The 18,957-nt window shown below is 37.1% G+C and carries 23 protein-coding genes; 20 read left to right on the forward strand and 3 right to left on the reverse strand.

Annotation, left to right across the window (positions count from 1 at the left end; all coding sequences use genetic code 11):
• Positions 1-10: 10 nt before the first annotated feature.
• A complete protein-coding gene (locus tag FC64_RS01930; protein WP_057906290.1) occupies positions 11-2,239 on the reverse strand; it encodes an LTA synthase family protein in 2,229 nt (742 codons plus the stop codon).
• A gap of 263 nt (positions 2,240-2,502) precedes the next feature.
• Between FC64_RS01930 and FC64_RS01935 the strand changes: the two genes are divergently transcribed.
• The 3 genes from FC64_RS01935 (at position 2,503) to cbpB (ending at position 5,523) form a co-directional block, all read left to right on the forward strand.
• Positions 2,503-3,372: a GRP family sugar transporter gene (locus FC64_RS01935; RefSeq protein WP_057906291.1), complete on the forward strand. Its 870-nt coding sequence runs from the start codon at positions 2,503-2,505 to the stop codon at positions 3,370-3,372.
• Positions 3,373-3,567: 195 nt separating this feature from the next.
• Positions 3,568-4,920: a glucose-6-phosphate isomerase gene (locus tag FC64_RS01940; protein ID WP_057906292.1), complete on the forward strand. Its 1,353-nt coding sequence runs from the start codon at positions 3,568-3,570 to the stop codon at positions 4,918-4,920.
• A 135-nt stretch (positions 4,921-5,055) separates the two neighbouring features.
• A complete protein-coding gene (cbpB, locus tag FC64_RS01945; protein ID WP_057906293.1) occupies positions 5,056-5,523 on the forward strand; it encodes a cyclic-di-AMP-binding protein CbpB in 468 nt (155 codons plus the stop codon).
• A gap of 39 nt (positions 5,524-5,562) precedes the next feature.
• Here cbpB and FC64_RS01950 read toward each other — a convergent pair whose 3' ends face one another.
• The gene (locus FC64_RS01950; protein WP_081035614.1) at positions 5,563-6,414 is read right to left on the reverse strand and encodes a mechanosensitive ion channel family protein; all 852 of its coding nucleotides are present in this window, start codon (positions 6,412-6,414) and stop codon (positions 5,563-5,565) included.
• A gap of 253 nt (positions 6,415-6,667) precedes the next feature.
• Between FC64_RS01950 and FC64_RS01955 the strand changes: the two genes are divergently transcribed.
• Together FC64_RS01955 and FC64_RS01960 are read left to right on the forward strand one after the other, a co-directional pair.
• Positions 6,668-7,090, forward strand: a complete 423-nt coding sequence (locus tag FC64_RS01955; RefSeq protein WP_235804828.1) for a DUF948 domain-containing protein — start codon at positions 6,668-6,670, stop codon at positions 7,088-7,090.
• Between the two features lie 44 nt (positions 7,091-7,134).
• The gene (locus FC64_RS01960; protein WP_057906296.1) at positions 7,135-7,623 is read left to right on the forward strand and encodes a hypothetical protein; all 489 of its coding nucleotides are present in this window, start codon (positions 7,135-7,137) and stop codon (positions 7,621-7,623) included.
• A 50-nt stretch (positions 7,624-7,673) separates the two neighbouring features.
• Here FC64_RS01960 and FC64_RS01965 read toward each other — a convergent pair whose 3' ends face one another.
• The gene (locus FC64_RS01965; RefSeq protein ID WP_057906297.1) at positions 7,674-8,777 is read right to left on the reverse strand and encodes a M24 family metallopeptidase; all 1,104 of its coding nucleotides are present in this window, start codon (positions 8,775-8,777) and stop codon (positions 7,674-7,676) included.
• A 280-nt stretch (positions 8,778-9,057) separates the two neighbouring features.
• On the opposite strand from FC64_RS01965, the gene ccpA reads away from it, so the two are divergent.
• From ccpA to FC64_RS02035, 15 genes are all read left to right on the forward strand, one after another.
• Entirely contained in the window at positions 9,058-10,062 is a 1,005-nt protein-coding gene (gene ccpA / locus FC64_RS01970) for a catabolite control protein A (protein ID WP_057906298.1), read from the forward strand.
• A gap of 85 nt (positions 10,063-10,147) precedes the next feature.
• Positions 10,148-10,879, forward strand: a complete 732-nt coding sequence (locus FC64_RS01975) for a YebC/PmpR family DNA-binding transcriptional regulator (RefSeq protein ID WP_057906299.1) — start codon at positions 10,148-10,150, stop codon at positions 10,877-10,879.
• A gap of 102 nt (positions 10,880-10,981) precedes the next feature.
• Positions 10,982-11,905: a ribokinase gene (gene rbsK / locus FC64_RS01980; RefSeq protein ID WP_057826896.1), complete on the forward strand. Its 924-nt coding sequence runs from the start codon at positions 10,982-10,984 to the stop codon at positions 11,903-11,905.
• A gap of 108 nt (positions 11,906-12,013) precedes the next feature.
• Positions 12,014-12,997 (forward strand): competence type IV pilus ATPase ComGA, encoded by a 984-nt coding sequence (gene comGA / locus FC64_RS01985; RefSeq protein WP_057906300.1) that lies wholly within the window; start codon positions 12,014-12,016, stop codon positions 12,995-12,997.
• Positions 12,990-14,021: a competence type IV pilus assembly protein ComGB gene (gene comGB, locus FC64_RS01990; RefSeq protein WP_057906301.1), complete on the forward strand. Its 1,032-nt coding sequence runs from the start codon at positions 12,990-12,992 to the stop codon at positions 14,019-14,021. The genes comGA and comGB overlap by 8 nt, the downstream gene beginning before the upstream one ends.
• A complete protein-coding gene (locus FC64_RS01995) occupies positions 14,021-14,335 on the forward strand; it encodes a prepilin-type N-terminal cleavage/methylation domain-containing protein (RefSeq protein ID WP_057906302.1) in 315 nt (104 codons plus the stop codon). The genes comGB and FC64_RS01995 overlap by 1 nt, the downstream gene beginning before the upstream one ends.
• Complete coding sequence (locus tag FC64_RS07310) at positions 14,325-14,429, forward strand: prepilin-type N-terminal cleavage/methylation domain-containing protein (RefSeq protein ID WP_081035611.1); 105 nt, start codon at positions 14,325-14,327, stop codon at positions 14,427-14,429. The genes FC64_RS01995 and FC64_RS07310 overlap by 11 nt, the downstream gene beginning before the upstream one ends.
• Before the next feature lie 18 nt (positions 14,430-14,447).
• Positions 14,448-14,744 (forward strand): hypothetical protein, encoded by a 297-nt coding sequence (locus tag FC64_RS02000; RefSeq protein WP_057906303.1) that lies wholly within the window; start codon positions 14,448-14,450, stop codon positions 14,742-14,744.
• Positions 14,725-14,988, forward strand: a complete 264-nt coding sequence (locus FC64_RS02005; RefSeq protein WP_057906304.1) for a hypothetical protein — start codon at positions 14,725-14,727, stop codon at positions 14,986-14,988. Before FC64_RS02000 ends, FC64_RS02005 begins: the two co-directional genes overlap by 20 nt.
• Positions 14,975-15,424 (forward strand): competence type IV pilus minor pilin ComGF, encoded by a 450-nt coding sequence (locus tag FC64_RS02010; protein WP_057906305.1) that lies wholly within the window; start codon positions 14,975-14,977, stop codon positions 15,422-15,424. The genes FC64_RS02005 and FC64_RS02010 overlap by 14 nt, the downstream gene beginning before the upstream one ends.
• Complete coding sequence (locus FC64_RS02015; protein ID WP_057906306.1) at positions 15,414-15,701, forward strand: hypothetical protein; 288 nt, start codon at positions 15,414-15,416, stop codon at positions 15,699-15,701. Before FC64_RS02010 ends, FC64_RS02015 begins: the two co-directional genes overlap by 11 nt.
• A gap of 69 nt (positions 15,702-15,770) precedes the next feature.
• Complete coding sequence (locus FC64_RS02020; protein ID WP_057906307.1) at positions 15,771-16,775, forward strand: class I SAM-dependent methyltransferase; 1,005 nt, start codon at positions 15,771-15,773, stop codon at positions 16,773-16,775.
• A gap of 95 nt (positions 16,776-16,870) precedes the next feature.
• Complete coding sequence (locus tag FC64_RS02025; protein ID WP_057906308.1) at positions 16,871-17,470, forward strand: YutD family protein; 600 nt, start codon at positions 16,871-16,873, stop codon at positions 17,468-17,470.
• Entirely contained in the window at positions 17,460-18,251 is a 792-nt protein-coding gene (locus FC64_RS02030; RefSeq protein ID WP_057906309.1) for a TIGR01457 family HAD-type hydrolase, read from the forward strand. The genes FC64_RS02025 and FC64_RS02030 overlap by 11 nt, the downstream gene beginning before the upstream one ends.
• The gene (locus FC64_RS02035) at positions 18,238-18,873 is read left to right on the forward strand and encodes a TIGR01906 family membrane protein (protein WP_057906310.1); all 636 of its coding nucleotides are present in this window, start codon (positions 18,238-18,240) and stop codon (positions 18,871-18,873) included. The genes FC64_RS02030 and FC64_RS02035 overlap by 14 nt, the downstream gene beginning before the upstream one ends.
• Positions 18,874-18,957: the final 84 nt, after the last annotated feature.

An 18,957-nucleotide genomic window follows, 5' to 3' on the forward strand; every position in this document is an offset into this window, starting at 1 on the left:
ATTTTCTTTTTTAATTTGATGAATCCGATGTTGAAGATGAAGAAGAATCTAATTCTTGCCCCTGTTCGATCTTCGACATTAATCCAGTGTATTCGTGCATTTTACTGAAATACTTTGATGCCGATGAGTCCGCACTTTTAACGTTTGCTGTGTTCTTATCGGTTGTTTGAAGTTCAGGCGCATCGCTGTTGTAATCGTTAATCGTTGTCTTATCATGATTTAACGTCCAAAGACTATCTGACTTATTTCCGAGTTGAGCTTCACGTGCTAAAATCTTGGCAAAGTCATTGTGATAGTTGTAATCTTTTGGATCAACCGGTTTGAATCCAGCTGGAACGTAGTATCGCAAGAGGTTCTTATTATTTAACGAATCTGATAAGGTTAGCTGTTCATTAACGTGTTTTCGATCCTTAGCGATTTGTTTTTTAACGCTTTCAGATGGGTGAGTAATCACTGCACCGGTACTGTTTTCGTAAATTGTATTTCCAACAACTGTATATTTCGGCGTTACAAAGTTATCATTTCGGAATGCAACTACTTGGTTATGTTGCGGTGAGAACAGGTCTGTCCCGAATTGAATGTACTTTTGAGTATTGATTCCGAGAAGGTGAAGCAACGTTGGTAAGAAGTCGATTTCACCACCATATTGATATTGAACGCCACCATTATTGTCGCCTGGAATGTGGATCATTAATGGGACCCGTTGCATTTGCGCATTGTCAAAATTATTCCAGGTCGAAGCTGATTTTCCAAGTAATGGAGCGAGTTTCAAGTTCCGGGTATCAGAAATTCCATAGTGGTCACCGTAAAGGACGATCACTGAATTATCATACAATCCTGATTTATGCAGATAATCAAAGAATTGCTGCAGTGCTTGATCCAAGTAGTGGGCTGTTACGAAGTAATTATTAACTGATGCATCCCCCGTATTTGCCGGTTGAATCGATTGATTCTTTTGGTCGATTGCAAATGGGAAGTGGTTCGACAGTGTAATGTATTTTACGTAAAACGGTTGTTGCAAGTGTTCAAGATACTTGATCGAATCATGGAAGATCAATTTATCCTTTAATCCATATTCAGTTAAGTTATTTGAACTTGTATTGTAATAGCTTGAATCAAAGAAATATTGGTAACCCATGTTCTTATATACGTTGTCCCGGTTCCAGAATGATCCATTGTTTCCATGGAAAACGGCACTTGTATATCCTTCAGTTTGGTTTAAGATTGCTGGAGCAGCTTCAAAGGTATTTCCAGTCCCAATTGCAGAGAAGAGGGAACCTTGTGGCAGACCAAACGTTCCGGTTTCCAACATGTTTTCAGCGTCAGACGTTTTTCCTTGGCCAACCTGATTAAAGAAGTTGGCGAAGCTATAAAATTGATTGCTGTTATATAAACTATTTAAGAACGGGGTAACTTCTTGGCCGTTCAATTTATAGTTGATCAAGAATTGTTGGAAACTTTCCAAGTGAATAATAATAACATTTTTACCCTTGGCAATCCCAAACATCTTCGGATTCGGCTTGGCGTAGTTTTCTTTATTGAATTCCAGAATCTTATTTAAATCTGAACTCGTAGCGCTATTCCGCGCATGATTGTTCTTCGCTGTTTTAATTGCATCATATACAGTAAATGAATCCAGCCCAAGAAATTTAACCAGGTATTCACGATCAAATGTCCGGGTAAGTAATTGTGGCCGGCTGATTTCACCTAATACAATGTTAAAAAGCAACATGAAAACTGAAAATGAAGTCATTGCGACGGCTTGCTTTTTCGGTATCGGATTTGGATCAACCTTTAAGAAACGGGTGATAAATCCAATTGCAATCAAAATCAAGTCGGTAACGATGATCAGATCCTGCGGTTTGAGGAGGGCAAGTGAGCTGGTGCTTAATCCTTCAGAAACAGACGAGTATCCAAAAATCACGTTAATCGTCATAAAGTCAGTAAATTCACGATAGTAAATGACATTGAACATCAGTAATGCGGTATTGGCAATGTCAATTAACGTCATGAAAATATAAGCGGGAACGCCCCGTTTGACATAAAGTGCTAATCCAAGCAAAAGCAACGTGGTTGCGATTGGATTGATTAGCAAGACTAAATATTCATATATTCCCTTGACACCTAGGCGGAAATCAATGAGGTAAACTAAAATTGTTTTTAGCCAAAATAGTGAGGCAAGTAACGTAAAATAACCCCATCGAGTGTTTAAAAATTGATGAAATTTTTTAAAACGCACGATTAAAGCGTCCTTTCCTTTAAATTTAAACCAAATATACAAATTTAGATTTAAAAATGGATAAAGAGGAGAGATAGGAAAAATTCCTAACTCTCCTCAATATACTTACTACATAATACCCCAGATTGGACTATTTAGTTAAGCAATTTTTACGATTTAGTGAATATTTAATTCTTGAAAGCCCTTGCGTAAAAAATAAAATTCATGTATATTTGATGAATACTGAATGGAAGGGATTACATTTAGAAGGAGGAATTTATATAATGTTTATTGCCTTAATTCCTGCATTAGCGTGGGGAAGCATTGGGTTAATTAGTGGAAAACTGGGGGGAACTGCTAATCAACAAACACTCGGAATGACATGGGGAGCCTTGTTGTTTGCAATTATTATGACTTTGTGCAGTTGGGGACATTTTATAGCTAATTGTACATGGAAATTATGGATCGTTGGTTTGATTTCAGGATTATTTTGGAGTCTTGGTCAGAATCAACAATTCCATGCAATGAAATCGATTGGGGTTTCAAAGGCAATTCCAATTTCAACCGGAGCCCAATTAGTAACCAATGCGTTAGCCGGCGTAATTTTGTTCCATGAATGGACAACGAAGCGTCAATTATCAATTGGTTCACTTGCTTTGATCGTTCTTATTATTGGGGCAACGTTGACGGCCTTACGTGATAAAAAGAATGCTGCCGTAAACGCTGAACGAATCAGTGAAGACTGGAATGGCGGGGCTCGGGCATTGATCTTATCAACTCTTGGATATTTAGGCTACACCGTCGTTGTTCACTGGGCGAATGTTGATACCCGGGCAATGGTTTTGCCGCAAGCTATCGGAATGGTTTTAGGGGCTTCAATGTTTGCGCTTGGAAAGAATGCATTTAGGAAGGAAACTTACAAAAATATTCTTACCGGTTTAGTATGGGGAACGGGGAATCTGTTCATGTTTGAAGCCACAACAATGGTTGGGTTGGCAATTAGTTTTTCATTCTCACAAATGGGAATCGTAATTTCAACCTTTGGTTCAATCTTTTTCTTGGGTGAAAAGAAAACGAAGCGTGAATGGGTTTACGTTGTCATCGGATCATTAATGGTGATTTTAGGTGGATTTCTTTTAGGGATTCTTAAATAGGAAATAATAGAAAGGCTGCGCCAAATTTGGTTGCAGTCTTTTTTGGAATTAATCAAAGAAGATTTTAAAATCAAATCATTTATTTTTAAGGATTTATAAGCATAAATAATAATTTATCGTGTTTTTTCTGTGCCATTTAGTGAAAAATATTGTATAATGTAAGCGTAATGATTTTTAGGAAAAGGAGATATTACGATGGCTCACATTAAATTTGATAGCTCAAACTTAAGCAAGTTCGTTAATGATTATGAACTTGGACAAATGCAAGCAATGGTTAATGCTGCAGATGAAGAATTGCGTCAGGGAACAGGCGCAGGAAACGACTTTTTAGGTTGGTTGAATTTACCGGTTGATTATGATAAGGATGAATTCGAACGAATCAAAAAAGCTGCTAAGAAGATTCAATCAGACTCAGAAGTATTAGTTGTTTTAGGAATCGGTGGCTCATACTTAGGTGCTCGGGCTGCAATTGAATTCTTAAACCACAACTTCTACAACTTAATTGGCGCTGACAAACGTAATGCTCCTCAAATCTTCTTTGCCGGCGACTCACTTTCATCATCATACTTATATGACTTATTAGAAGTTATCGGCGACCGTGACTTCTCAGTTAACGTTATTTCGAAATCTGGAACAACTTTGGAACCAGCCATGGCATTCCGGATCTTTAAACAAAAATTGGAAGAAAAGTATGGTAAGGAAGGTGCCCGTGAACGGATTTACGCAACAACAGACCGTGCTCGTGGTGCATTAAAGACATTAGCTGACGATGAAGGCTATGAAGAATTCATCATTCCTGATGACATTGGTGGTCGGTTCTCAGTATTAACACCAGTTGGCTTGTTACCAATCGCTGCTTCAGGCGTTGATATTGACCAATTAATGAAGGGTGCTGCAGATGCTCGTGAAGCATACTCAGATCCAGACTTATCAAAGAACGAAGCTTACCAATATGCTGCTTTACGTAATATCTTATTCCGCAAAGGTTACAACATTGAATTACTTGAAAACTACGAACCATCATTGATGTACTTCACAGAATGGTGGAAGCAATTAATGGGCGAATCAGAAGGTAAAGATGGCAAGGGCATTTACCCATCATCAGCTAACTTTACAACTGACTTGCATTCATTAGGTCAATACATCCAAGAAGGTCGGCGTGCTTTGATGGAGACAGTTATCAATGTTGAAAATCCAAATCACAACATTGATGTTCCAATGGACGATAAAAACCTTGATGGCTTGAACTACTTGAAAGGTAAGACAATGGATGATGCTAACAAGAAAGCTTGTGAAGGGGTTGTCGTTGCTCACACTGATGGTGGTGTTCCAGAAATGCTCATCAACATTCCTGACCAAACAGAATACACATTAGGTTACTTAATGTACTTCTTCGAAATCGCCGTTGCAATTTCAGGTTACTTGAACGGGGTTAACCCATTCAACCAACCAGGTGTTGAAGAATACAAACAAAACATGTTTGCACTCTTAGGTCGTCCAGGTTACGAAGAAAAGACAAAAGAATTAGACGAACGGTTAAACAAATAATCGTTGATTGAAATTAAAAGGAGACGGAATTTGATTCCGTCTCCTTTTTTGTAAAAACTGTTTCTTATTTTTTCCTCACAAAATTCGTAATTGTTATGTAAAATAAAAGAAAGAGGAGTGGAAGGGAGAAACGTGATGATTGCAAGTGCAGCTAAAACGCTAATTGATAATCAACGGGAACATTTTCTGATTCCGGCGGATAAGGTCGCAAATGTTTTTGAAAGTAATCCATTAAACCATGCTTTTTTAGTTTTAACCAAAGTACGATATTCTAAGATTCCAGTTTTAGACAACGAACAGCATTTTAAGGGGTTGATCTCATTAGCGATGATTACCGATTCAATGTTGGGATTAAATGGAATCGATCCAACCGGATTAAGTGAACAAACGGTTGCGGATGTTATGCAACGCGATGTCCCGACAGTTACGAATACAGAAAGTGTTGAAGAGCTGTTGCATCTGCTTGTGGATCAGTCATTTTTGGTTGTTACTGACCAGCAAAATATTTTTCAGGGAATTATTACCCGGCGGGAGATCATGAAGGCGGTCAACTATATGGTTCATGAGCTGGATCATCAGTATCAGATTGAAAAACGCGAATAAAAAATAATGAGGATGCTATTAGTGCATCCTCATTATTTTTTATTCTTTTTGATCTGTTGAAAATTCAATGGGACTTGTCGGGACTTTAATTCCGGCTTTTGTGAGGGCTTCAAGGTAAGCATGTAAAAATTCACGTTGAATAATTGCTTGGGCGCCGTTTTTCGCAATAATGACAACGCGATAAACTAATTCGCCTTTACCAACATCAACCGGTCCTTGAATATTCGGTCCGCTGACAATGTTCTGATTATCATCAGGATCAAGTTTTTGATTGACCTGTTCGATAATCGTTGTCATTTTCTGAATATCAGTTTGCGGTTGAATACGAATGTTGATAACGGCTCGCATTGGATTGCGGGACATATTCGCAACCGTTGTGATTTCGCGGTTAGGAATGAAATGAAGGGTTCCGTCGCTGCTGATCAGTTGCGTTGTTCGCAGTCCGATTGCGTGGACTGTTCCTTCGATTCCGGCAATTTTAACGGAGTCACCGACAACAAACTGTTGTTCAAGTAAAATGAAAAAACCATTTACAACGTCCGTAACGAATCCTTTGGCTCCAAGCCCAAGGGCAACACTCGCGATTCCGGCACCGGCAATCAATGTTCCAACGGGAATTCCAAAAAGTGAAAGCAATGCGTAAATTAAGAAGAAAAGCATCGTGTAGTGAAAAATGTTATTTACAAGGGTGTAGATCGTTCGAATTCGTCCATCGGCAATGTAACTGCCTTTCTTTTCTTTTTTTGTGGTATGTAAGATCAATTTTCGAATTAATTTTTTTCCAAGCGAATTGATCACCACGAATGTAAAACAAATCAGGACCAAGATAAGCGTCTTTGAAATTACAAGCGAAATGATTTTGTCCCAGTTGATTTTTTCGATGAACCGCATCCAAATACCGGGTTCTTTTGCGATCTTTGAATTTTTTACAGCGTTTACAGCAATTGCAGTCAGAATAAAGTGGTTCACGCAATTTCCTCCTTCAAAAATTAAATAACTGTTTGTATTATATCAAAGAACCATCCGCTTTTTGGATAAATTTGGTATAATGACATTATTAGGCAATTTAATAATAATTGCGGTTTAGCACATTAAATGCTATTCTAAAATCGTAGTTATTAAGACAGGAGGGATAGGCGTGACAATGACATTTGGACAATTAGCTGGAATAATTGCCGCAATTGCATTCCTTGTCTTAGTTGTGTTTATGTGTCGGGTATTATCACGACTTGTAAAGACGGTTTCACAACTTACAGAATCAATGAGTTCACTGACAAAAGATGCTGATAACATTTCAGATCAAATTGAACAATTATTAGATAAGACCAATACGTTAATGGCAGATATTAATGAAAAATCACAAAAGGTAGAGCCGTTATTTGATACGATTGTTGATTTAAGTGAAAGTGTTTCTGATTTAAATGAAGCAAGTCGCGGAATGGCAAGCAAAATTGCTGCAACTGCTAAGGATACTTCGAAAATAAAGCAGGCTTCAACAATATTCAGTGTTGGCAAGCATGCATTCAACGCAATTAACAAAGCCAAGTCAAAGAAAAGTAAAAAATAGTGCGTAATCGTTAGGTTATTGGAAAAAGAATGGAGGAGCTTATAATGAAAAAGAGCTTTTTATTAGGTTTAGGTGCCGCAGCCGCTTCAGCTTTTGTGATTTCTAAAAAGTTGACTGAATCACAAAAAGATCGGATTGCAATGAAAATCGATGAAACATTGCTTAATTTACGCGATACAGCTGTAAAGTATGATAAGTATGCTCATGACTATCTTGATGAAAACCGGGATACGATCAATAATTTTAAGCAAAGTATTTCAGACCGGTTTAATCATTTGAAAGATGAATCGGTTGTTTCAGATGCGTTTTCTTCATTGAAACAGGCAACATCAGATTTAAAGACTTACATTCAAGACAGTAAAGATGACATCGACCAACCATTTGAAGATCATGATGATGTAATGCAAGATGATATTTTCATTGATGATCCGAACTTCGGTGAAGAAGACGAATTAAAGACGGTTACATTTTTCCCAGAAGGATGGAAAGAACCTGAAAAGAGTTTAGATGACAATAACGAACCTCAATTATAAAATGAGGATAAATAAAAAAGCTGGATTTTAAATCCAGCTTTTTTATTATTTTAATTTAACGGAATAACTTTTAATTCTTTTGAAGTATGGGTGAATGGTTCGCAGCCGTTTTCGGTAATGTGAACACAATCTTCAATTCGAACGCCTGCAAATCCTGGAATATAAATTCCGGGTTCAATTGAGAAACACATTCCGGGTTGTAATTCCATCTTATTTCCTTCCATGATTGATGGAAATTCATGGTCGCTTTGACCAAGGCCGTGACCCAACCGATGAATGAAGTATTCACCGTATCCAGCATCGGTAATTACCTTCCGGGCGACGTGATCAAGTTCTTCAGCGGTCACCCCAGGTTTAGCAGCAGCTTGCGCTTTTAATTGAGCTTCAAGGCAGACTTTGTAAATTTCTTGTTGCTGATCGTCGATTTTTCCAAATGCAACTGTCCGGGAAGCATCTGAAGCAAAACTTTTATACATTACACCTAAGTCAAACAAGCAAAGTTTATTTGGTTGAAGCTTCATTTGTTTTGGAGCACCATGAGGGTCAGCTGCATTAGCTCCGCTTTGAACAATGGTATCAAAACTCATTTGCATGATACCTTTTTTCATTAATGCATATTCGATTTCGGCAACAATGTCTTGTTCAGTCCGTCCTATTTGTAACGCGTTAAATCCGACTTCAAATGCAAAATCAGCCCATTTACCGGCTTGGTTCAATTTTTCAATTTCTTCAGGAGTTTTAAAGAGTTTTTCATGTTGGATAAGGGGAGTTAAGTCACCTTCGAATTGAGCATTCGGATACTGTTTTTGAATTTCTTCAAAGCGTTCAACGGTCAGGTTTTCCTTTTCAATGGCCCATTTTTGCGGCTCAGGATTGATCTTGTCAATATGACTCTTGATCAATGCATATGGATCTTCGTGATCAAGGTATCCATATACCGGATATTTCCATCCAGTTTCCTTAATAGAACCGACTTCAAGCGCAGGAGCAAAAATAAATGGTTCGTGATCGGGAAAAATAAAGAGGGCGAGGGTCCGTTCAATCGGATCACTTTCAAAACCTGTAAAGTAGGCAATTGTTTTATAGTTGCTGATATATGCAATATCGTAATTATTTTGAGCAAGCCATTGTTGAACAGTATCAATATGTGACATTTAACTCATCCTTTCATCTTAAATTAGTTTAAGTATACCATAGTTTAAAGCTAAGATAAGAATCTGATGAGAAAAAAGAAAGATAAATTTTAATCAAAAATATTTTCAGAAAATTAGATGGTTATTGATGAAAATTCTAGACGAAAAATGAATTCCTAGAGGGAAATCAAACACGGTTTAACATTAAATGAAACGTTTGCATTTTTTATGAAAGCTTGATAGATTTATATATGGATTATTGAAAATAAAAATATACAATACTAAATGAAAGGACCAAGTTATGGAAAAACAATCAATTACAATTTATGATGTTGCAAAAAAAGCCGGGGTTTCAATGGCTACCGTTTCACGGGTCGTAAACGGAAATCCAAATGTTAAACCCGGAACTCGGAAAAAAGTCATGGAAGTCATTGACGAACTTGACTACCGTCCAAATGCAGTTGCTCGAGGATTGGCAAGTAAGAAGACAACGACGGTTGGCGTTATTATCCCAGATGTAACTAATGTTTACTTTTCATCATTGGCACGCGGAATCGATGACGTTGCAACAATGTACAAATACAATATTATTCTTGCAAATTCAGATGGAAATGAAGAAAAAGAAATTCAAGTATTCAACACATTGCTTGCAAAACAAGTTGATGGGATCATTTACATGGGAACCCATTTGACCGAAAAACTTCGTGAACAAATCAAACGCTCGAAGACGCCGGTTGTTCTTGCTGGATCAATCGACCATAAAAACGAAATTGTAAGTGTGCACGTTGACTATGTGAAGGCCGTAAAAGAAGCCGTAAATAACATGCTTGCGCATGGTGACAAGCGGGTTGCATTTGTGTCAGGTCCATTAAATTATCCAATCAACGGTGAATATCGGTTAAAGGGATATAAAGAGGCCCTTGATGAAAACGGAATCGAATTTGATCAGGACCTTGTTTTTGAAACAAATGATAGTTATCGGGCTGGTGAAACATTGTGGCCAGCATTGTCAGCTGCCCACGCAGATGCTGCATTTGTTGCTGATGATGAATTGGCAACGGGTGTCTTGAACGGTGCAGTTGATGCCGGTGCTCAAATTCCAGCTGAATTTGAAGTTATTACCGGAAATGATTCTAAATTGACTCAAATTGTTCGGCCAAAATTATCATCGATCACCCAACCGCTTTATGATATTGGTGCGGTTGCAATGCGGTGCTTAACAAAGATGATGAATAAGGAAGACGAGGATTTAGATAAGACAGTTGAACTTCAATACGGATTCATTAAACGCGGTTCAACTCGCTAATTGATATTGATAAGTAACAACTTTTTTGTTATCATCTAAGATGACTGTAATTGTCAAATTCTAAAACTGGAAAGAGGTATTCGAAATGTCAGGACATTCAAAATGGCATAATATCCAAGGACGGAAAAACGCCCAGGATGCAAAGCGTGGAAAAATTTTCCAAAAAATCTCACGAGAAATTTACATGGCTGCTAAGGCAGGTGGTCCTGATCCAGACGGAAACCCACAATTACGGCTAGTTATGGATAAAGCTCGTTCTGCTAACATGCCAAAGGACAATATCAAGCGTGCGATTGATAAGGCAACGGGTGCTGGCGGTGCAGACTACGAAGAAATCACATATGAAGGTTATGGCCCAGCAGGGGTTGCTGTTTTGGTACATGCCTTGACTGATAACCGGAATCGGACAGCTTCAGCAGTTCGTGGTGACTTTAACCGTAATGGCGGTAATTTAGGTGAATCCGGTTCAGTCAGCTTTATGTTTAATCGGAAAGGCTACATTGCAATCTCACGTGAAGATTTAGATATTGACGAAGATACAATGGAATTAGCAGCAATCGAAGCTGGTGCTGATGATGTTCAAACTTCTGATGAAGTTTTTGAAATCTATACTGATCCAAAAGACTTTGACAGTGTTCGGGATGCACTTCAAAAAGATTATGCTTTAGATACCGCTGAATTAACAATGGTACCAACAACTACAACGGAAGTTCCAGCTAACAAGGTTGAACAACTTCAACGGTTGATTGACAAGCTTGAAGATGAAGATGATGTTTCAGAAGTCTTCACGACAGCTGAATTTCCTGAAGAAGATTAATATGAGAATGAAAAGTCGGAATTGGTCCGGCTTTTTCTTATTAAAGGATAGTTTATTTTTAACTGATAACTTAGAATTAAATGGAAAAGCGAGGAAATAACTTTGAACAAAGTTACTGTTTTAGGAAGTTTAAACGTTGATACGATTCTTCAAATCCCCCGGTTGCCGCAACCCGGTGAAACCTTAGCAATGACTGATCAGCGCAGTGCTGGTGGTGGTAAAGGGGCCAATCAAGCCATTTCGGCAGCCCGGTCAGGGGCAGCAACTTCATTTATCGGTAAAATCGGTGATGATGAAAACGGTCGGATGATGCTCAGTTTCTTAAAGGATGCTGGGATTAATACTGAACAGGTCACGGTTTCAAGCAAGGGAACTGGTCAAGCATTTATCATGCTTCAAGAGAGTGGCGAAAACAGTATCATTATTTATGGTGGGGCTAATCAAGAAATTAAAGACGCGGATATTGAAAACGCTCGCGAAATGATTCAGTCATCTGATTTTATCGTTACTCAATTTGAAACTCCATTTGATCAAGCAACGCATGCTTTCAAAATTGCGAAGGAAGCAGGGGTTGTAACGGTCTTAAATCCAGCGCCTGCACATAAGAATGTTGATCCTGAATTATTACAAAACGTTGATTTGATCACTCCTAATGAAACGGAAGCAGAAATTTTAACGGAAATTAAAGTTGTTGATCAAATTACGGCCCATGAAGCTGCTACGCGTCTTCAAGAATTAGGTGCAAAGAATGTGATCATCACATTAGGCGGTAAAGGAGCATACTTTAAGACTGCAACCGAAGAAAAGTTGGTAAAAGCGTTCAAGGTCCACGCGATTGATACAACTGCAGCGGGTGATACATTCCTTGGAGCATTGGTTTCACGGTTAAATAAAGACTTTAGTAATCTTGAAGAGTCAATTATTTATGCAAGCAAGGCTTCTTCAATTGCTGTTCAAAAAGTTGGCGCAATTCCTTCAATTCCAACTGAAGCACAGGTCAAAGCTGCTTTAGAAGCTGAAAAATAAACTAAATAAAACTAATTATTAAATACCGAGGAAGTTTTGAACTTCCTCTTTTTTTTATAAAAAAAATCTTCTTTTAGCGTATTTATAAGTGAAAGGAGATTAGTACAAATGGAAAGTCAGCAAACAGTGATTGAAATTTTAGAGAATGCGATCCAGCGTCATTCAAGCGATATTTACTTCTTACCGCATCGTGATGGATATCTGATCAACTTTAATGTTGATGGTCTGGATATTCATTATCAAAAATTGAAGCCGACAATCGCATTGGAGTGTATTAATTATCTTAAATTTCAAGCTCATATGAATATTAGTGAGCATCGACGACCACAACTTGGAGCCTGGCGGTATTTAACTAAACAAAGAGCAGTTGATTGTCGGTTATCAAGCGTTGGCGATTTTCAAGGACGTGAAAGTCTGGTAATTCGACTGATTTATACGATTGCACAGTTAACCAATCAACGGTACTTTATTCCTGAGCAATGGCAAATAATTAAGACCGCATGTCGGCGCCGTGGATTAGTTATTTTTTCAGGGCCAACGGGTTCAGGAAAAACGACCTCAATGTATAAGTTAGCGGAGCAATTTGGTGATCAGCAGATTTTAAGTATTGAAGATCCGATTGAAATTTTTCACCCCGACATTTTGCAATTGCAAGTAAACGAAAAGGCCGGAATGACTTATCGGGATTTGATCAAAGTTGCGTTGCGTCACCACCCGAATATTTTGATCATTGGTGAAATTCGTGATCAAGAAACGGTTAAAATTGCGATTCAAGCCGCATTAAGCGGTCACTTGGTTTTAAGTACGGTTCATGCGGCAAACTGTTTCGGGGTCGTATCCCGGTTATGCAATCTAGGAACATCATTAACAGACCTTGAACAAACATTGCAATTAGTTAATTATCAGCGACTGATTCCAACAACCGGTCATGAAACAAAGGTGCTATTTGACCAGACAGATTTAAAAAATATTCAACTGAAGACGCTTTTAGAGCAACGTGGAATGACTCTGGAATGGGAACATAATCTCAAAAAAATTTATCATCGCCAAGAAATTACACATCAAGATTATGAAAGGTATCTTTATGGGTAAAAAAATAGTTAATAGTTCCAAATGGAAATTAAAAAATCAAGCAGCATTTTTTGAGACACTTGCTGATATGCTTCGAAGCGGTTTTTCATTAAAACAATGTCTGGTTAATCTTGCAATTTTGTATCCAGCACAGAAAAATGATTTTAACGAAGCATTAACGCAGCTTGAAAGTGGAAAAACATTTAGTGAAAGTATTCATCAGTTTTTAAATTCAAAAATTTATTACCAGTTAATGCTTGCGGAAAGTCATGGTCAATTAGAGTTGAGCGTTTTGCAGTTGGGAAAATATATGCGACAACGGGTTGAACAACGTGAAAAAATTCGAGCGGCATTATTTTATCCATGCATTTTATTTGGCTTGTTAGTAATGATGATCACGGTTTTACTAACGTGGCTACGTCCAACAATTATGATGTTGAATGAACAAGGTAAGCAAAGTTCTGAAATTACTCAATGGGTAATTTACGGCGTTAAAATTGCAGGAATCGGACTGATGGTAATTATAATCCTATATTTCTTATACGGAGTTTATTGGCTAAAGAAACAGCCCACAATTGCCCGTCACCAATGGTTAAGTCGATTACCATTGATTGGAAATATTTATTGCTGTTATGCGCATTACTATTTGTCTTTTAATTTGGCACTGCTTTTAAAAAGCGGTCTTGGTTTTCATGAAATTTGTAATTTTTTGTTACGATTTGAGCCGCAAACATTGCTTTATCAACTAGGTGAAAGTTTAAATCAGCATTTGCTTTCGGGAAAAGAAATTAAAATGTTTATTAAGCGTTATGCATTTATCCCATCAGAATTAAATATCTTTTTAAATAAAGGACAAACGAATGCAGAATTGAGCGAGGATTTGCTAATTTATGCCAATACAATGTATCAAAGGTTATTAAAGAAGGTTGATCGTTTAATTAATTTGATTCAGCCGATCGCATTTTTAATAATTGCAATCATCATTGTCGGAATTTATCTTTCAATTTTGATTCCAATTTATTCAAATTTAGGAGGAATGTCATAATGAATGAAGTTAGAAAAGTAAAGGGTTTTACTTTAATTGAAATGGCAATCGTTTTATTTATTATCAGCTTGTTGATTTTAATTATTATTCCAAATATTAACCACCAGCGGAAAAACGCAGTCAATGTTAATTCAAATGCCATGCGAACGGAACTCCGGACGCAAGCACAGCTTTATTTGTCAGAACATCCTAATACGGAAGCTTCGGCATTAACGACGAATATGCTAGTGACGGATCATTATTTAACGAATCAACAAGCGAAGAAATTAGCAAACCAAAAGATTACTGTTCAAGATGTTTTAAATGAAAAATAAGGGGTTTACGTTACTGGAAACAACGATCGTTCTTGCATTGGCATGCTTATTTTTGTTGCTGAGTTTTTTTCTTGCTCCGCGTAGTTCGGCATAAATTAAGGAAGAGCAGTTTATGCAAAATTTAACAAGCAAGTTAGACAAGGCAGCGATGCAAGGAAAAGAACATCATCAAATTGTACGGGCTTTTTTTGGAAAAGAGAATGTTCAAATTTTAATCGGGCGAAAAACGGAGAAACTAGAATATCCGCCAACATTAATTAAATATGGTGCTGAAAGTGTTTATATTTCTCCTTCAGGCGTGACCCGCCCAACCACGATTACGCTTGTTTCTAAAAAAGCACACTATTCGTATAATCTAATTTTTGAGCTTAGTTTTGGAGGTGTATATCGTGTTGCCAAGCAAGAGTGATAAAGTTTCAGCTTTCTTGATCAGTGATGCGATTATTGGTTTAACCTTGATTTCATTAGCAATTGCAACGTTTTATTTTAACCAATCATGCTTTATGAAAAATGAAGATGAATTGTATTTAAAAAATCTTCAAGTTCAAGAAGCCTTTCAGCAAAGTATATTGCGAATCAATCAAAAAGAGCCATTAGGCCAAATTAAAGTTCATTCGGATGCAGGAGAATATCAAGTTAATGTTGAAAAATAGAATTAAGGCTTTTTCATTGGTTGAAGTCATTATTGCATTGATCATTTCAAGTTTGGGATTATTACTGATCAATGGAGGAATCTATGGCATTCATCGTCAGTTAAATTCCAATTCTGGCAGCAAAGAACGAATTCAATGGGAAAAACTGGTTTCAACGCTTGAATCAGAACAAATGCGTTTCCAATGGAAAGGAAATCAGAAAGACGGGCTCCCATTGTTATATTGCCAGACGCAACGAAATGATTATTTGCTAAAAAAAAATCGCCGAAATTTAATCTTACAAGGGACGAATGGTCAGGGCTTTATGCCATTGATGATGAATATTGATGGATTTCGTTATCATTATTCAGAGCCGTTTTTGGAAATCTGGGTCAAAGTTCATGGTCATCAATATTATCGAAAAATTGTAATGCAGAGGGAAAATAATGAAAAATAAAGTTAACGGATCATTGTTTGCAAGTGGAATTTTATTTTTAATTTTCTTGAGTGCGCTTTTTCTGGGACAGCTTGAATTTTATGATAATCAGTTAAGCTTTTATCGCGCAGAAATCAATATGAAAGAAGCACAAACAATGCGAAACATGGCACAAACCCATCATCTTCATGATAATCAGGAATTAAAGTTTAATACAGGAAAGGTCCGTTTTCATGAACAACGGTATGAAATTACACTGAAAAATGGACAGTACTATTCATTTGAAGCTTTTAAGTAAAGCTTGCAATCGGATTGGGAACTCGTTAAACTGTTACACGAATATTGATTAGAACGTGAGGGTTAAAGCGTGGAATTAAAAGATATTGAACAAGCATATCAAACATTAAGTCAAATTATCGAGATTTTCCAAAAACAACTTGATCTTTCATACTTTGACGCATTGATTGAAGCATTGAGTGATTTGCTTGAAAACCAAATTAACGGAAAGGAAGAAATTGACGATTCAACGGTTGCTGAATTGGAAAAATTATACCGGCATTTAGATTTGAATGAATTTTCATCAGAAGAAATTCGACAAGTCATTCAATTGTTATTATTAGGGTCATATAAAAAAGAACGAGTTCAGCCTAATCATCAAATGACCCCGGATTCAATTGGATATTTGATTACCTTCTTAATTGAGAAAATAACTTCGAATGAAAAAATAAATTCAATGTTAGATTTGACGATTGGAACAGGAAATTTACTTGCCGTGATTTTGAATAACCTAAAAGCTTTAGGAAATCAAAATTTAAAAGCATATGGGATTGATAATGACGATACGCTATTAGCAATTGCAGATGTTTCCCTTGCTCTTCAACGAATCAATAATGTTGAACTTTTTCATCAGGATGCATTGGATAATTTGATGCTTCCCCAAGTTGATCTTGTTGTTAGCGATTTACCGGTGGGATACTATCCGCTTGATGAACGTGTAGCGCAATTTGAAACGCACGCTGCTGAAGGACATTCGTTTGCTCATCATTTATTAATTGAACGGGGAATTGAGAAGCTTACAGAAAATGGATGGGGGCTTTTTGTTGTCCCAAGTGGGATTTTTGAAACTAAAGAGGCTCAACCGCTTTTAAAAATGATTCAGAAGAATGGGTACTTACAAGGTTTGCTAAACTTGCCTCGTGAATTATTTGTATCTGAGAAGTCACGCAAGGCAATTTTGATGGTTCAGAAAAAGGGCGATCATGCTCATCAAGCTTCGCAAATTTTATTGGGAGATTTTCCATCGTTGAAAAATAAAAAAGAATTCAATGGGTTCCTTGACGAAATCAATGCGTGGGTAAAGGAGAATCAATAATTTTGAAAAGGTTGTGACGGTTGTCACGGCTTTTTTGTTAGTTATTCATTTTAGTGTATAATTTTAGAAGAAGAGTCTAAGTTGGAGGTGAGATTGTGAACGAAAAGCGGCGTGAAAAGATGGAAGAGCAGCTTGCGAAAAAGGCTAAGGCGATTGAAGAATATGCAAGTACGGTCGTTACACCGAATGATACGGATGTGATCATTGATGGATGCAAGTATCAATTGGTTGAAAACTATCATGAAGGTTTTCAGGTTGATAAGTTGCGTGAACGTTTCAGTCCAATTTTAACCAAGTTTGATTATATTGTTGGCGATATGGGATATGACCAATTACGATTACGTGGATTTTATGATGATAAGCGGAAAGTTCAACCAGTACAAAAAATCAGCCATTTGCAAGACTATTTGTATGAATATTGTAATTTTGGTTGTGCATATTTTATTTTGAAGAACTGTGAGGTCCATGACAGTTTTCCTGCTCCAGCAACCCGGAAAAAGAAGCGACGGAAAAATTCACGGTCACGAACAAATCCAAATCGTAAGCGTTTAGATAAAAATTCGAATTATAATAACCGGAAATCAAAGATTCAGACGGTTAAATCCAAGAACCGTCGTCAAGGAAGTCGCCATTTTGTAATTCGAAAGAAGAAAAATAATACTAATAGTAAGCGGAGAGATCAAAATGTCAAATAAATTATATAAAGGATACATGATTGATTTAGACGGAACAATTTATCGTGGAAAAGAACGAATCCCGGCAGCTAAACGGTTTGTTGAACGGCTGCAAAAGTTCGAAATCCCATTTTTATTTGTAACAAATAATAGTACTCGGACACCGGAACAAATTGTTGAAAATTTAAGTAAGAACTATGATATTCACGTTGGAAAGGAAAATGTATATACTTCTGCTCTTGCAACGGCGGACTATATTGCTGATTTAGATAAACAAAAACGGCAGGTTTATGCGGTTGGTCAGTTAGGATTACAACAGGCCTTGCTGGATCGTGGTTTTCGGTTTAATGAACAGGATCCTGATTATGTTGTTGTTGGGTTGGATACTGATGTAACGTACCATAAACTCGAACTTGCAACGCTTGCAATCCGGAACGGCGCGAAGTTTATCGGAACAAATCCAGATTCGAATTTGCCAAGTGAACGGGGAATGATTCCAAGTGCCGGAGCAGTTGTTGCATGCATTGAATATGCTACCCAACAAAAGGCAACATATGTTGGAAAACCCGAAAATATTATTATGGAAAAAGCGCTTGAAAAGATGAATCTTCCTAAAGATCAGGTTGCGATGGTTGGCGATAATTACCGGACAGATATCATGGCAGGAATCAACTTTGGAATGGATACAATTATCGTCTACACTGGATTATCAACTAAGGAAGAAGTCGCATGCGAAAAGATCCAACCAACCCATCAAATTGATTCGTTAGATGAATGGCAAGTATCTGATGAAGAAAAATAATTTGATTTTACTAAGAGATATGATTACGATTGGAATCGCAATTATATCTCTTTCAGTTTTTATAACAGTCAATTTTACAGGGTTATATCATTTTTTTGTCGTGCGTGACCACCTCGGACGGCTCGTGGGGTTGAGCAATTATGAATTAATGATTAATTATCGTTATCTAATCAGCTACCTTCAATGTGGATGGATCCATCATTGGCAAACAAGTCTTGCTTTATCTTCAAAGGGATTGACCCATTTTGCAGATGTTAAGCGGTTAATTGAATTTAATAATTTAATTTTGATTCTTTTTGGAGGATTAGCAGGAGTTGTAATTACTAATAGAGTAAGGAAACGACAGATGTGGCAACTGATATTGCCTGTTAAAATGGCATTAACCTTGTTAGGAACATTCATTTTCATTTTGATGATTGCCTTCAATCGAATTTTTATTTTGTTTCATGAGGTTTTATTTCGAAATCGTGACTGGATTTTCAATCCGCAAACTGATCCGATTATAAAGGCGTTGCCAGAAAACTTTTTTGAAGCGTGTTTTCTTTGGGCATTTTTGGTTTGGATTTTAGCTGGATTGGGGCTAATTTGGTATGGTAAACGTGAATTAAAAAAAGCAAGATGAGTACAATGATATGCACCCCAAATCTTGAACAAAATAAATCCAGGATTTGGGGTGTTTTTTTATGCGTTTAACAAAACAAGATAA

The organism is Ligilactobacillus araffinosus DSM 20653 (assembly GCF_001435375.1).
Taxonomy (GTDB): domain Bacteria; phylum Bacillota; class Bacilli; order Lactobacillales; family Lactobacillaceae; genus Ligilactobacillus; species Ligilactobacillus araffinosus.

Coding starts and splice junctions, on each gene's coding strand:
- FC64_RS01940 (WP_057906292.1), top strand. CDS start 3,568: ATGGCTCACATTAAATTTGATAGCTCAAACTTAAGCAAGTTCGTTAAT.
- FC64_RS02035 (WP_057906310.1), top strand. CDS start 18,238: ATGAAGAAAAATAATTTGATTTTACTAAGAGATATGATTACGATTGGA.
- FC64_RS02010 (WP_057906305.1), top strand. CDS start 14,975: ATGTTGAAAAATAGAATTAAGGCTTTTTCATTGGTTGAAGTCATTATT.
- FC64_RS01955 (WP_235804828.1), top strand. CDS start 6,668: ATGACATTTGGACAATTAGCTGGAATAATTGCCGCAATTGCATTCCTT.
- FC64_RS01965 (WP_057906297.1), bottom strand. CDS start 8,777: ATGTCACATATTGATACTGTTCAACAATGGCTTGCTCAAAATAATTAC.
- comGA (WP_057906300.1), top strand. CDS start 12,014: ATGGAAAGTCAGCAAACAGTGATTGAAATTTTAGAGAATGCGATCCAG.
- FC64_RS01975 (WP_057906299.1), top strand. CDS start 10,148: ATGTCAGGACATTCAAAATGGCATAATATCCAAGGACGGAAAAACGCC.
- FC64_RS01995 (WP_057906302.1), top strand. CDS start 14,021: ATGAATGAAGTTAGAAAAGTAAAGGGTTTTACTTTAATTGAAATGGCA.
- cbpB (WP_057906293.1), top strand. CDS start 5,056: ATGATTGCAAGTGCAGCTAAAACGCTAATTGATAATCAACGGGAACAT.
- FC64_RS07310 (WP_081035611.1), top strand. CDS start 14,325: ATGAAAAATAAGGGGTTTACGTTACTGGAAACAACGATCGTTCTTGCA.
- FC64_RS02015 (WP_057906306.1), top strand. CDS start 15,414: ATGAAAAATAAAGTTAACGGATCATTGTTTGCAAGTGGAATTTTATTT.
- ccpA (WP_057906298.1), top strand. CDS start 9,058: ATGGAAAAACAATCAATTACAATTTATGATGTTGCAAAAAAAGCCGGG.
- FC64_RS01950 (WP_081035614.1), bottom strand. CDS start 6,414: ATGCGGTTCATCGAAAAAATCAACTGGGACAAAATCATTTCGCTTGTA.
- FC64_RS01960 (WP_057906296.1), top strand. CDS start 7,135: ATGAAAAAGAGCTTTTTATTAGGTTTAGGTGCCGCAGCCGCTTCAGCT.
- FC64_RS01935 (WP_057906291.1), top strand. CDS start 2,503: ATGTTTATTGCCTTAATTCCTGCATTAGCGTGGGGAAGCATTGGGTTA.
- FC64_RS02030 (WP_057906309.1), top strand. CDS start 17,460: ATGTCAAATAAATTATATAAAGGATACATGATTGATTTAGACGGAACA.
- comGB (WP_057906301.1), top strand. CDS start 12,990: ATGGGTAAAAAAATAGTTAATAGTTCCAAATGGAAATTAAAAAATCAA.
- FC64_RS02000 (WP_057906303.1), top strand. CDS start 14,448: ATGCAAAATTTAACAAGCAAGTTAGACAAGGCAGCGATGCAAGGAAAA.